At 49.5% G+C, this 13,872-nt stretch carries 13 protein-coding genes; all 13 read right to left on the reverse strand.

The genetic code is table 11. The features are described 5' to 3' along the window. Positions 1 to 52: 52 nt before the first annotated feature. The 13 genes from OYT88_RS00370 to OYT88_RS00430 all read right to left on the reverse strand — a co-directional run bounded on the left by OYT88_RS00370 (position 53) and on the right by OYT88_RS00430 (position 13,569). Positions 53 to 214: a type II toxin-antitoxin system antitoxin gene (locus OYT88_RS00370; RefSeq protein WP_274397350.1), complete on the reverse strand. Its 162-nt coding sequence runs from the start codon at positions 212 to 214 to the stop codon at positions 53 to 55. Positions 215 to 230: 16 nt separating this feature from the next. Continuing rightward, the gene (locus OYT88_RS00375; RefSeq protein WP_274397351.1) at positions 231 to 1,073 is read right to left on the reverse strand and encodes an SPFH domain-containing protein; all 843 of its coding nucleotides are present in this window, start codon (positions 1,071 to 1,073) and stop codon (positions 231 to 233) included. Positions 1,074 to 1,564: 491 nt separating this feature from the next. Then, a complete protein-coding gene (locus OYT88_RS00380) occupies positions 1,565 to 1,825 on the reverse strand; it encodes a stage V sporulation protein S (protein WP_274397352.1) in 261 nt (86 codons plus the stop codon). A 93-nt stretch (positions 1,826 to 1,918) separates the two neighbouring features. Further along, positions 1,919 to 2,713: a TIGR00282 family metallophosphoesterase gene (locus OYT88_RS00385; RefSeq protein WP_274397353.1), complete on the reverse strand. Its 795-nt coding sequence runs from the start codon at positions 2,711 to 2,713 to the stop codon at positions 1,919 to 1,921. A gap of 151 nt (positions 2,714 to 2,864) precedes the next feature. Further along, the gene (rny, locus tag OYT88_RS00390) at positions 2,865 to 4,430 is read right to left on the reverse strand and encodes a ribonuclease Y (RefSeq protein ID WP_274397354.1); all 1,566 of its coding nucleotides are present in this window, start codon (positions 4,428 to 4,430) and stop codon (positions 2,865 to 2,867) included. A 498-nt stretch (positions 4,431 to 4,928) separates the two neighbouring features. Then, positions 4,929 to 5,987, reverse strand: a complete 1,059-nt coding sequence (gene recA, locus OYT88_RS00395; RefSeq protein ID WP_274397355.1) for a recombinase RecA — start codon at positions 5,985 to 5,987, stop codon at positions 4,929 to 4,931. A gap of 117 nt (positions 5,988 to 6,104) precedes the next feature. After that, a complete protein-coding gene (locus tag OYT88_RS00400; protein ID WP_274397356.1) occupies positions 6,105 to 7,352 on the reverse strand; it encodes a competence/damage-inducible protein A in 1,248 nt (415 codons plus the stop codon). Between the two features lie 89 nt (positions 7,353 to 7,441). After that, on the reverse strand, positions 7,442 to 8,020 hold the full coding sequence (pgsA, locus tag OYT88_RS00405; protein WP_274397357.1) for a CDP-diacylglycerol--glycerol-3-phosphate 3-phosphatidyltransferase: 579 nt from the start codon (positions 8,018 to 8,020) through the stop codon (positions 7,442 to 7,444). Positions 8,021 to 8,148: 128 nt separating this feature from the next. After that, the gene (locus tag OYT88_RS00410) at positions 8,149 to 9,051 is read right to left on the reverse strand and encodes a helix-turn-helix domain-containing protein (RefSeq protein WP_274397358.1); all 903 of its coding nucleotides are present in this window, start codon (positions 9,049 to 9,051) and stop codon (positions 8,149 to 8,151) included. Positions 9,052 to 9,075: 24 nt separating this feature from the next. Then, complete coding sequence (locus OYT88_RS00415) at positions 9,076 to 9,858, reverse strand: DUF3388 domain-containing protein (RefSeq protein WP_274397359.1); 783 nt, start codon at positions 9,856 to 9,858, stop codon at positions 9,076 to 9,078. 249 nt (positions 9,859 to 10,107) lie between these two features. Then, positions 10,108 to 10,380 carry a DUF3243 domain-containing protein gene (locus OYT88_RS00420; protein ID WP_274397360.1) on the reverse strand — a complete coding sequence of 91 codons (273 nt, stop codon included), beginning with the start codon at positions 10,378 to 10,380 and terminating at the stop codon, positions 10,108 to 10,110. A gap of 83 nt (positions 10,381 to 10,463) precedes the next feature. Next, the gene (gene ymfI, locus OYT88_RS00425; protein ID WP_274397361.1) at positions 10,464 to 11,198 is read right to left on the reverse strand and encodes an elongation factor P 5-aminopentanone reductase; all 735 of its coding nucleotides are present in this window, start codon (positions 11,196 to 11,198) and stop codon (positions 10,464 to 10,466) included. 70 nt (positions 11,199 to 11,268) lie between these two features. Further along, complete coding sequence (locus OYT88_RS00430) at positions 11,269 to 13,569, reverse strand: DNA translocase FtsK (RefSeq protein WP_274397362.1); 2,301 nt, start codon at positions 13,567 to 13,569, stop codon at positions 11,269 to 11,271. Positions 13,570 to 13,872 lie beyond the last annotated feature (303 nt).

The raw sequence follows: 13,872 nt of genomic DNA on the forward strand, positions 1-13,872 counted from the left end.
TGAGAAAAAAGAGGCTGCCGGCAGAAGGGCTGCCGAAAACGCAGAACCGTATTTACTTTTCCTTTTTATCCGTTTTTCCCGAGCGTTTCACGGCTTCGCGCAGCAAAAATTCGATCTGGCCGTTTACACTTCGAAATTCGTCGGCCGCCCATCTCTGCAGAATCTCGTAAAGGTCGCGATCCATTCTCAACAAAAAACTTTTTTTCTGTGCCATGCAAAAACTCCGTTCCTCAGTAAAGACTTCCCGTATTGATCACCGGCTGCGTCCCCTTTTCCGAAACAATGGCGACCATCAGATTATTAATCATGTTCACTTTTCGTTCCTCGTCCAGTTCGATCACATGATCCTTTTCAAGACGCTGGATGGCCATCTGAGCCATGCCTACGGCCCCCTCAACAATTTTCTGCCTGGCAGAAATGATCGCTGCCGCCTGCTGGCGCTGAAGCATCGCCTGCGCTACTTCCGTCGAGTAGGCAAGATGTGTCAGCCTCGTTTCGACAACAGCGACTCCGGCAAGGGTAAGCCGGTTCTGAAGCTCTTCCTTCAGTACATCGGAGATCTCCGCCGCATTGCTTCTCAGCGACAGCCCCTGCTCTTCAAAATTATCATACGGATACTTGGAGGCAATATGACGAACGGCCGTCTCGCTTTGAATCTCAACGAATTGAGTGTAATTATCGACATCAAACAGCGCCTTTGCCGAGTCCACCACTTTAAATACGACCACGGCAGCGATTTCGATCGGATTGCCTTCCACGTCGTTGACTTTCAGCTTCTGGCTGTTGAAGTTGCGGACACGGAGTGAAACAGTCCTTCTGACGGATAAGGGAACCGTCAGGAAGATTCCATTGTCCTGAACACTGCCTGCATAACGTCCGAAAAAAGTGACGACTTTCGTTTTATTCGGTGGGATGACGGTCATGCCGGTCATCAGCACAAGAGCAGCGAGCCACAATAATACGGCGGCCCACAAAATAGCCGATATCTCTGCGGCAATCCCCGCACCAAGCAAAACCAGTATGACCAGCAGGCCGACGAAACCATTCATTTTCCAGGCTTTTGTTTCTTTCAAAATAAACCCCTCCCTTATATCCTTATTCTTTTATAATCATATTAATATGATATCATAATTTCCTGTTTTTTACTATTTTTGCAGAAAAGGCTGATTTTTTATTAATCGAAGAAATTGGACCCGAGCGGAAACAGCCTGTCAAAGTGCGACCGGATGCAAGACCCTAATGGGAAAGAGAAAAAACGCTCAGCCGATAGGAGCGTTAAAGGATTTCCACCCGATAAGGAGGTTTTCATTCTCGTATAAAAATTCACCTCGTCAGGTCTCGTTTGCTGTGTTCTTTTAGCGGATTTCCGACATCCTCCCATTATCCGCCCGACTAAGGATAGAAAAGAAGAACCGGAGAGGTGTTTTTACAAACTTCTCTCCGGTTCCTGAGTCTTAATAAGAGGCTTTTGAAACAGCCTTTTTGATGAAATACTGTGAGTTCGTCACTTTTTCGTTATTCTCGTTCACTTGCATATAAAAAATCCCCGTAATAAGGTAAAAAATCACCTGGGCTCGACGATCAGTTTGATCGCCGTCCGTTCTTCGCCGTCGATCACAATATCCGTAAAAGCAGGAATGCAGATCAGATCGAGTCCGCTCGGAGCGACAAAACCTCTGGCAATCGCAACAGCCTTGACGGCCTGGTTGAGTGCACCCGCTCCGATTGCCTGAATTTCTGCCGTTTTTTGTTCCCTCATCGCGTGGGCAAGGGCACCGGCAACAGAGTTAGGTATAGATTTTGCTGAAACTTTTAATACATCCATTTCCGTTTGTCATCTCCTTATGAGGATTGCCCATAATTTACTATATTCCCCTTAAGGATGACTATTCCTGCCTTTTAACCGGCCGGACGCGGCTCACTCAAAAAAAGGATGATCATCATTAATCAGCAGCCGTTCTATGTGCGTCGCCTTCCCGTTCTGCTCATCGATGTCGACGATGACTGCGCTCAGCTGACCCGGCCCTTCTTCGCTCTCGAAGCGGACCGGCATTGAGGTCAGAAATCTTCTTACGACCGCCGTCCGCTCTACTCCGATGATGCCGTTGTACGGTCCCGTCATTCCTGCATCGGACAAGTAAGCCGTCCCTCCCGGAAAAATCCGTTCATCCGCCGTCTGCACATGTGTGTGCGTCCCGATGACCGCCGAGACGCGGCCGTCGAGATAGCGGCCCAGAGCCAGTTTTTCGCTGGTCGTCTCTGCATGAATATCTACAAAAATAATCGGCGTCTTTTCCCGTGCATCCGCAACCAGCCGATCGGCCGTACGGAACGGATCGTCGATTGCCGGCAGAAAAACGCGGCCCTGAATGTTAATTACCGCCATGCGGACTTTATTGATCGGAATGATGCGCAGTCCGGTGCCGGGCGTTCCTTCGGGAAAGTTCGCCGGACGGACCATTCGTTTTGCATCGTCAATAAATTCGAAAATTTCACGGTTATCCCACGTATGGTTGCCCATTGTGAGCATGTCCGCTCCAAGTTCTGTCAGCCGATTGTATATTTTTTTCGTAATGCCTTTTCCGTGAGCGGCATTTTCGGCATTGATAATTATTGCATCCGGATGATAAGAGTCTTTCAGTTTCGGCAAATATTGTTCGACCATCTCGCGCCCGGTCTTTCCGTAAACGTCCCCTATAAATAAAATTCTCATATGACACACACTCTTTTCTTTTAACTGAACCGATTCGAGAAATTGACGACAAACGCTGCCGGCAAACAACGATTCGATTAAGGAATCTCAAAATAGCCTGATGGACGGCAAAGAAAAAACGAATAAAAAAAGCGGCAATCAGCCGCTTTTTTTATTTTGCATACTCCACTGCCCGTGTCTCACGGATGACGGTAACCTTGATATTTCCGGGATAATCAAGCTCATTCTCAATCTTCCGGGTAATATCATGCGCCAGCTGATAAGACTTTGCGTCATCAATAACATCCGGCTGGACGATAATACGAATTTCGCGTCCCGCCTGGATCGCATACGACTTTTCGACGCCTTCGAAAGACTCGGATATTTCTTCCAGTTTTTCAAGACGGTGAATATACGTCTCCAGCGTTTCGCGCCGGGCACCCGGCCTGGCCGCCGACAGTGCATCCGCCGCCGCAACCAGTACGGATATGACAGATGTAGCTTCTGTATCTCCATGATGAGAAGCAATACTGTTAATTACAACAGGATGTTCTTTATATTTTGTCGCCAGTTCGACACCGATCTCGACGTGACTTCCCTCTACTTCATGATCGATTGCTTTTCCAATGTCATGAAGCAATCCGGCACGTCTGGCCAGCATCTCATCCTCGCCGAGCTCCGCGGCCATCATGCCGCACAGAAAAGCAACTTCCACAGAGTGCTTAAGAACATTCTGGCCGTAGCTCGTTCTGAAATGCAGGCGGCCTAAAATCTTGATCAGATCCGGATGCAGACTGTGAATGCCGACCTCAAAAGTGGTTTGTTCGCCGTAATCCCGGATTTTTTCATCTACTTCATGGCGCGCCTTTTCAACCATTTCTTCAATGCGCGCCGGATGAATCCGTCCGTCCTGAACGAGCTTCTCCAAAGCAATCCTCGCGACTTCGCGCCGGATCGGATCAAAACCGGACAGGATCACAGCCTCCGGAGTATCGTCGATGATCAGATCAATTCCCGTCAGCGTCTCCAGTGTGCGGATGTTCCGTCCTTCCCTTCCGATGATCCGCCCTTTCATCTCATCATTGGGCAGATTAACAACCGATACGGTTGTCTCGGCAACGTGGTCCGCCGCACAGCGCTGAATCGCCAGCGAAAGAATGCTTTTCGCTTTCTTTTCGGCATCTTCTTTTGCCCGGGTCTCAATATCCTTGGCAACTTGAGCAGCCTCATGAGCTGTTTCCTGTTTTACCTGATTCAGAATCAGCTCTTTGGCTTCTTCGTTCGTCAGTCCGGAAATGCGCTCCAGCTCCGACTGCTGTTTTTGCAGCAATTCCTCCACTTTGCTCTCCATCTCTTCAATTTGTCGATGTTTCTTGCTAAGTGCTTCCTCCTTTTTTCCCAATGAACTTTCCTTATTATCAAGAGATTCGCTTTTCCGATCCAGCAGATCCTCTTTCTGTGCCAGGCGATTTTCTTGCTTTTGAAGTTCATTTCTGCGTTCCCGGGCTTCATTTTCAGCTTGTGACCTGAAAGTATGAATTTCATCCTTTGCTTCAAGAAGGGTTTCTTTCTTCAACGCTTCCGCATCACGATGGGCATCGTCAATGATTTGATGCGCAGCAGTCTCCGCAGAAGTAATCTTAGCCTCGGCAATTTTTTTTCGGATCGTATACCCAACAAACAGACAAACTACAGAGATAAGCGCAATGGAGATGATTGTAACAATAAGACTAGTCATCTTTTCACCTCCTTGCCTTCCCATATCGTCAAGAAGTAAAATCATTCACTTTTACTTTCGGATGAGCTTAATAAAGAAACAATATAAGAAACCGGAAATTGCATCGCGGTTTTGTTTCTTCTCATGTGAAGAAAAGGCGTCTCCGCTTGCCGTGAAACGATCCGCTCTCCCTGATATCCTCAATCGCCGCTTTTTAAGCACATACTTTTAGAAAAGTTTACATATTCACAAATCAATTACATGGAAGTTACAGTTTAATTTTATAGTTGAGATTTTGGGTTGTCAACCTTGCGGCATAATTGACGCATAATAATGAAAGCAAGTTACAAATGCCGAACATTTTTTTACGAATATTCTGCAAATTTAGTCTAAAAGAACTGTACTGTTCACGGAACCCTTACGTCCTTTTTCCAGCACAATCCCTTTATCTAATCATATTCATCTATTCACTTCATCAATTTCCAAAGGCGCCCGCCCGCTGAGCAATTTCCGCAAAGCTTAATTCGATTCTTTGCCCGCGGGCTGTTCCGCATCTTCCGAAGCCGTCTCATCGGCCGGTCCGTCGTCCAGGTGATAATGAGCACGGATTTGTTTCCTGATCTCGTCCTTTATCGGCTCATTTTCTTTTAAAAACAATTTGGCATTTTCACGGCCCTGACCGAGCCGTTCTTTATTATATGAATACCACGCGCCGCTTTTCTCGACGATATCAAGCTCTGCTCCAATATCCAGAATTTCTCCTTCCTGAGAAATCCCATGGCCGTACATAATATCGACCTCTGCCTGTTTGAACGGGGGAGCAACCTTATTCTTGGCTACTTTAATTCTTGTGCGGTTGCCGACAATGTCATTGCCGACCTTAAGTGCTTCGGCACGGCGCACTTCAAGACGGACCGACGCATAGAATTTCAGGGCCCGTCCGCCCGGGGTGGTCTCCGGATTGCCGAACATCACGCCGATCTTCTCACGGATCTGATTGATGAAAATGGCTGTTGTCTTTGATTTGCTGATGACGCCGGACAATTTCCGCAAGGCCTGCGACATCAGCCGCGCCTGCAGCCCGACATGCGCGTCGCCCATTTCTCCTTCAATTTCCGCCTTGGGAACAAGAGCGGCCACGGAATCGACGACAATGATATCAATCGCGCCGCTCCGGACCAGGGCTTCGGCAATTTCAAGCGCCTGTTCGCCGGTGTCCGGCTGCGACAGCAGCAATTCGTCAATGTTCACGCCGAGATGTTCCGCGTATACGGGATCCAGTGCATGTTCGGCATCGATAAAGGCCGCCTGGCCGCCGCCTTTCTGCGCTTCGGCGATCGCATGGAGCGCCACGGTCGTTTTCCCTGAAGATTCAGGCCCGTAAATTTCAATAATGCGGCCGCGCGGGTAGCCGCCGACACCCATCGCAATATCCAGGGCCAGCGAACCGCTCGATACGGTGGAAACACGTTGTTCCGGCTGTTCCCCCAGCCTCATAATCGAACCTTTGCCAAATTGTTTTTCAATCTGACGCAGGGCATTGTCAAGTGCCGCTTTTCTTTCATTCTTTTCAGCCATTGTTTCGATTCATCTCCTTAAGACATCCTTCTATCATCATAACCTTTTTCCAGAATCAGCACAAGCGTTCTGGGAATATTTGTTCGTATTTGTCTGTCTGGCCTTTCCGGACAGATTTTATTTCTCAAGGATCGGCAGATGGCAGAGATGGCGCCTGATCAGATCATACCCGGTTTTGACGGACTGCGTCCTGATTTTCCGGCGCGACCCGTTGAAATGGAACAAATAGCTTTTCGCACCTTCCGCATCCGCGAAACCGATGTAGACCGTGCCGACTTCTTTGCCTTCGCTTTTATCAGGTCCGGCGACACCGGTAAAGCCGACGCCGAGATCCGAACCGCATAAATCCCTGACGGAGGCAGCCATTATTTCGGCACACCTTCCGCTCACGGCGCCTTCCCCGTTCAAAACGGCCAAGGGCACCTTCAGCACCTGTTCTTTTACCGGGTTCGTGTAGCAGACGACAGCGCCGTTCAGTACAGAGGAAGCGCCGGAAAACCCGGTCAGCCATTCTGCGGCCATACCGCCGGTCAAGCTTTCCGCAAAGGCAATCGTCTTCTGCTGATTGGTCAGAAGCTTGAATACGACCTCCGCCAGTGTTTCTTCTCCGTATCCGTAGAGATATCGGCCTACCCTCTCATTGATCCGCCGTTCAATCCGGTCAAGCATTTTAACAGCTTCATCCAGGCTTTCATGTTTTGCCGTCAGTCTGAGCGTCACTTCGCTTTCCTTGGCCAGCGGCGCAATCGTCGGATTGGACTGGGCATCGATCAGATCGATAATTTTGGTTTCCAGCTGAGACTCTCCGATCCCGAAGAAACGGAGAACACGCGATTGAATGTGCTGCGGATGGCGATGCGCCAGATAGTCGCCGGCAAAGTCGAGAAACATCGGTTTCATTTCGGAAGGGACTCCGGGCATCAGCAGATACAGACGGCCGTCCTGCTCGACAATCATCCCGGGTGCCATCCCCTGACGATTCGGAAGTACATGGCTGCCTTCAATGACAAGAGCCTGCTTCCGGTTATTCTCCGTCATCTCCCGTCCGGTCACTCGAAAATAGTCGAGCATGCTGTCCATTGCTTCCTGATCCGTCACAAGGGATCTGCCAAGCGCCTGCGCAACCGTTTCTTTTGTAAGATCGTCTTTCGTCGGCCCGAGGCCTCCGGTAAAGATCAGCAGATCTGCACGCGATTCAGCGTTTTTTATCACATCGAGAAGACGCCCTCTGTTATCGCCGCACACGGTATGAAAGTAAACATCAATGCCCAGCAAAGCCAGCCGCTCGGAAATAAACCGGGCGTTTGTATTGGCGATCTGTCCAAGCAGCAATTCTGAACCTACTGCAATAATTTCCGCATTCATAAAATCAGAATTCTCCCTTCCTATTTTCCAGACTTGCCTTTTCTTATTTTATTATCTGGCAGTCCGGCACGAAGTGCAACCGCCAAGATTCACTTCGAACGAAGCAAGACTTCACGGTTCTTATAGAAATAATCGATGCCGGACAGGATCGTCAGCAGCAGGGCGATCCAAAGAAGGAACTGATCTAAAGGGAATCCGCTCAGGCCGAAAGGAATGTTGTTGAATAAAAAGGAGATGACGGTCAGCATCTGAAAGAGTGTCTTCCATTTTCCCATCTGTCCTGCGGCAATCACATCGCCTTCGCCCGCAGCCACCAGACGCAGGCCGGTAACTGCGAACTCGCGGGCAAGAATGACGATGACAATCCATGAGGCTATCCTTTCCATACCGGCAAACGACACAAAGGCACTCATCACCAGCAGCTTATCGGCCAGAGGATCGGAAAATTTTCCAAAGTTTGTCACAAGGCGGCGTTTTCTCGCAATCCGGCCGTCAAGCAGGTCAGTTATGGAAGCAATAATGAAGATGAAGCCGGCAAGCATTTGGGAAACCGGAAGCGCAAAGCCCCCTGAACCTGCAGTGCCAAGATCGATCGGGGCAAGCAAAAAAACAAGAAAAACGGGGATCATAATCATGCGGGATACAGTTAATTTATTGGCGATATTCATGACAGAATCCTCCTTTTTAAGAGAAAAAAATATCCATTCTCTTTTTACAGACACATAACTTTCACACTTTGCCGGCCGCATGAAAAAAGGAGCCGCCGGATCCGGCTGACTCCAACTCAAGGGTCTGCTTATTTATTAAAATTAATAATAATCGTCTGAACGATTGTCTGGCTGGGAAATGTGAAATTCTTGCCGTTGATCTTCAGCACGGTATTCGGTGCGTTGCCGACATCGATGCGCAGAGACTGGACATTGGATGCATCAAAGTTAAAAGCCTTGGATCCCGACGCGATTCCCTGAACAAGCTGATGGCCGCTTTTGACATCCGTGGCGCTGATCCATGAGCTTTTCCCCTTCGCTGCGGAAAGAGATACGGCAAATTTAGTCGTTCCGGAAAGCGTGTAGGTCGTCGTCGACCCCTGTGACCCGTCCATTTTCAGGCTCTGCTGTACCGATGAAGAAGCCGAATTGTTTTTCTGCGCCAAAGAATTCGATTGAGCACCTGAATTTCCGGATTTTGCCGTTGAGGAACTGCTCCCCTTGAAGGAAACAGAAGAAGCACCTCCCTGGCTGCCCTTGGGAGCCTGGCTCGAATGCCCGCCCATCAAATTAGTGGCCAGAATATAAACAATCATAATCGCAATCAGAACAAAAACAGCAATAATTGCCTTACTCAGAAAAGAAGACCAGCCTTTTGTGCCGGAACGCGCCGCCTGATGCCGGACGGTTCTTGAAGCAGGCATCTCTTCACTTCCGTCGGGCGGAAGCGTGCGGATTTCGGCAGGCTCCCGATGCACTTGGGGAAGTTCACTGGCATTTTGCTCGGACAACTCGCCGAAATCCACTCCTACGGCTTCCGCGTAGCTTTTGATAAATGCCCTTGTGTAAAAATCTCCGGGCAACTGCTTGAAATCGCCGTCTTCTATTGCCTGAAGATAGCGTTTCTGGATCTTGGTTTCCTCCTGCAGATCGTCCAGAGAGAGTCCCTTCGCTTCACGGGCCTCCTTCAATGTTTGACCTAGTTCACTCACTAATAACACCTGCCATTGTCATTGTTAATTAAAATCAGACCGGGGAAAATCCGAATGAATGGAATCGTCGCTGCTCCTGATCTGCTCGTCCTGATGATTGCGCAATTCCAGAAGGTAGTCAAAATCTTCCAATGTATACTCTGTTTCCCTTACAAAATCATCAGGATGTTCGATGACTTTAGTCACAGGGGCCCGCATAAGCTGTCGTATCAAATCCCAGTGACTCTCCGAGCCTCTTCTTTTGGAAACAACACCGTCAATCACGTAAATGTGATCCGTTGAACGCTCATCGTCAGACAACCGGGTACGAACGGTCTGCTTGAGCAATGTCGAAGAAACAAATATCCATCGTTTATTTGCGGAAACACTTGCGGCAATAACTGATTCGGATTTGCCGACCCGGGGAAGCCCCCTTATACCAAGCAGAGGATGCCCGGACATCTTAAACAATTCGGCCATAAAATCAACAAGCAGACCGATTTCATCCCTTGTAAACCGAAACGTCTTGCGATCCCCCGTGTCCCTCTCAATATAACGCCCGTGGCGGACCGCCAGACGGTCGCTTAAAGTCGGCGGGCGCACTTTTGTCAGATGAATGGTCTCCATCGTTTCAGCAATGGAAAGAAAACGTTCGATTTGCTTATCATCGCGGGCAGCGACGAGCAGCCCTCTTCGCTCATGATCTACACCGTTTATTGTTAATATATTGACTCCAAGCATGCCAAGCAGCGATGACACATCTCCCAGCAGACCAGGCCTGTTTCTATGTATTTCGTATTCCAGATACCATTCCTTACCGTCTGCCATGGAGATCCTCCCCATAAAAAACAATACAGTTCAATTTATCTTAAAATATACAGGTTTTCAAGAGGTATTTCCTTGTGCCCTATAGGAAAAATGGATGAGTTTTTCTATTCAATCCGTCCATTGGAAAACGGAGACAGGTTTTTCTTCATGAACCATCAGTCATAATTCTATCATAATTTTTCCTGTTTAACGACACCGTTTTTAAAAAAAAGAGACACCGTCAGGCATCTCTTTTTTGCAGGCATCTGTTTAAACAGATCGCTCTGCGGCATCAGTATCCGAAGTGACCAATTTAATCATCAGACTCGCCAGAACGAGTCGTTCATGTTCGTCCGCCACATTCCATAAGTCAGACAGAACACGTTCCTGTTCAGTCTTCGGATCTACATTTTCATTCAGATAATCCCCGATTTTTTTGGCGAAACCGGACAACGCCTCCTGATCAACGCCCAGACTCTTGGCCTGCTGAATCCGATCGCCCAGAAAATCTTTCCAATGATCCCAATTGTCCAAAACAGACATCCACTCGCCTCCCTGAGATACTTTTGTGTTGCTTTTCATAGCGTGTCTCAACAGATCCGGCTTATGCAGGAAAACTCATCCATTCAGCAGTACCACGCACCGTTCACGGAGATAATCTGGCCGCTGATATAAGCAGCATCGGAGCCGATCAGAAAAGCGATCAATGCGGCAATTTCCTCGGGGCGTCCGAGCCTTCCCATCGGAATTGCTTCTTTGATCAGGTCGATGTCCTCTTTATTAAAATCATTCATCATCGGCGTGTCCACCGCTCCGGGAGCAACCGCATTAACGGGGATGCCGCTCGGTGCCAGCTCCTTGGCCAGCGCCTTGACCAATGTATTCTGTCCTCCCTTGACCATCGAATACAGTACTTCCGTCGAAGCGCCGGTCAGTCCCCAAATAGAGGAGACAAAAACAATGTTCCCTCTCTGCCCGCGGATCATCGGACGGATCAGCTGCTGAAGCAGCCGGAATGGGCTGACGAGCTGAAGCTGAACAAACTCCTTGACGGTTTCCGAGGCAACGTCCTGAAACAGCCCGACCTGGCTTTTCCCGCAGTTATAAACGACGGCGTCGACCGGACCGTCGAGGCGTGCAAGCAGTTCGTCAGGCCCCGATTCTTTCGCAAGATCCGCCCGGACACACGAAAATATCTGATCCGGATGGTTTTCCGCAAGTTCGGCTGCAAGCCGGAAGGCCGCTTCCTCTCCCTTATTGTAGTGGAGAAACAAAGATTTCCCGGCAGCGGCCAGTTTTTTCGCCGTTGCCCTTCCTATGGCTCCGCTTGCCCCGGTAATCAGCGTTCTGCCCACATGCATCACCTGCTGTCCTTCCTTTTTTGTTCTGTATTTATTATACCCGGCAGGCCGGCAGCCGGATACTCGGCCGTCAGCGTGTCGAAGCTTCGTCGTCCTGTTTCGTAATCAGCACGGCCCTGGGCTTGCTTCCTTCATAAGGGCCGACAATATGGCGCTCCTCCATCGCATCAATCAGACGGGCGGCACGCGTATAGCCGATGCGGAACCGGCGCTGCAGCATCGAAACACTGGCGGTCTGCATGCCGACCACCAGCTGCACAGCATCGTCGAACAGTTCGTCATCCACTTTTTCCCGGCCGCTTTCCGGCTGGTCGGCCGGCATCATATCTTTTCTGTAGTTGGCCTTTTGCTGTCCGATTACATACTGAACCACATTTTCAACTTCATCATCTGAAAGAAAAGCGCCCTGTATACGTGTCGGTTTGGAGGCTCCGATCGGCAGAAACAGCATGTCCCCTTTTCCAAGAAGCTTTTCGGCGCCTCCGGAATCGAGAATCGTCCGCGAGTCCATCATTGACGAAACACTGAAAGCGATTCTGGACGGGATATTCGCCTTAATCACTCCGGTGATAATATCGACCGAAGGGCGCTGAGTCGCAATGATTAAATGAATGCCGGCCGCTCTCGCCATCTGTGCCAGACGCGTAACCGTCTCTTCGACATCCTTGGAGGCGACCATCATCAGATCGGCGAGCTCATCGATAATGACGACAATATAAGGCATCAGCGGTTGCTTTTCTTCATGCTTTTCATTAAACCTTCTGACCGTTTCATTGTAGCTCTCGAGGTTCCGCGTGCCGCTTTCCGAGAAAAGTTCGTAGCGTCTTTCCATTTCGCCGACGACATTTTTCAGCCCCTGAGCCGCTTTTGCCGGATCGGTGACGACCGGCGTCAGCAGATGGGGAATGCCGTTATACACATTCAGTTCAACCATTTTAGGGTCAATCATGAAAAGTTTCACTTCGCTCGGCTTGGTGCGCATCAGCAGCGTGATAATAATACTGTTGATGCAGACGCTTTTCCCGCTGCCTGTTGCTCCGGCGACAAGCAGGTGGGGCATTTTATTCAGATCGGCCAGAATCGGCTCGCCCGAAATATCGCGGCCGAGGCCGACGGTCAGTTTCGAAGTCGCACGTTTGGCATTTTTTGACTCCAGGACCTCCCGGAGTCCGACCATAGCCACTTCGCGGTTAGGCACTTCAATGCCGACGGCCGATTTTCCCGGTATCGGCGCCTCTATGCGAATATCCTTGGCAGCAAGCGCGAGAGCAAGATCATCGCTTAAACCGAGGATGCGGCTGACCTTGACGCCGGCTTCGGGATAAACTTCGTAACGCGTCACGGCAGGGCCGAGATGCACTTCGCGGACGGCGGCCCTCACTCCGAAGCTTTCGAATGTTCGCTCAAGCGTGCGCACGTTTTCAGCGATATGTTTCCGTTCGTTATTTTGCGCATTCTTTCTCGGATGATGAAGCAGATCGAGCTGAGGCAGCTGATAATCTTCATTTTCAGGCGCTTCCTGTGCAAAATCCGGCCCTCCGGCAGCCCGCTCTTCTTCAGGTTCGCGTTTCGCTTCTATTTTGGACAGATCGGCCGCCGAGTCGGCGGGCGCAGTCACCCGTTCATTAAAATCATGAATCTCCGGTTCCTGAACCGGGCTCACCGCAGAAATATTCTCCTGCTTTCCGTTCAGATCGGCGGAATCCGGCCGTTCCTTCTTCTTTTCTTTCCTTTTCAGAAGGGGTTTCAGGCGGCCGGCACCTTCTTTAAGGTTTTTTGCCGCCCCGGCGAACAGGCCTCCGAATAATTTCTTCGCGGTGTCCCGGAGAGAAAGGCCCGTAATCAGGATCAGAGAAACAAGAGAGAGAAAGGCGGCCATGAATAACGTTCCCGTGGTTGAAAAAAGATAATGGAAAAACGCAAAGCCGACTGCACCGATCATGCCTCCCCCCAGCCCCTGGCTCGGAACGTTTCCCGATAAATCGCCCTGAAATAAAACAAACGTGTTGAATATAACGGATCGGTTCTGCCACACATTCGTTGCGGAGAGTATCTCAAACAGTCTCACATGACTGAAAAGAAGCACCGAAAAAGTGAGCAAATACATACCAGTCAGTTTTCTTGTAAAAAAGACGGGCTGCTTCCGCATCACAATATAATAGATTGACAGAGCCAGAGAAAAAAGAAGAAGAATGTTCCACCAGTCTCCGGCTAAAAAGCGGCAGGCTTCTTTAAGCACCTCTCCTGCCGCCCCAAGGCTGCTGATCCCGATGCAGGTCATTGCAAACATGGCAAGACCGCCGACTTCATAGATCAGCGTTTCTTTCCATCCCTTCCTGGTCCGGACTCTCTTCCGCTTTTTATTGGCCATAATTCTACCTCGATTCAATGAAAAAAATGAAGCAGCCGTCTCTTTAATGATAAGGCTTGCCACAAATGTATCGGTCAGGAATTCCTGACGGCTCTTCAGAAGGCTTCAGTAAGCCACTGTCCTTAATTTACTCTATTAATCCGTATTTCGCAAAGTTTTCAATGGGGCTTGATATTTTCTATTTGTGACGGGCACTTATCGAAAAAGCAGCTGTCAGCCATATGATTTTCGAATGTTGCGAGTCATCAATTGAGCCGATGGCGGCAGCGCAATTGGGCATCGTCTTATTTAAAAGGGTGAGCC

The sequence above is a fragment of the Sporolactobacillus sp. CQH2019 genome (assembly GCF_028765345.1).
In the GTDB taxonomy this organism is placed as follows: domain Bacteria; phylum Bacillota; class Bacilli; order Bacillales; family Sporolactobacillaceae; genus Sporolactobacillus.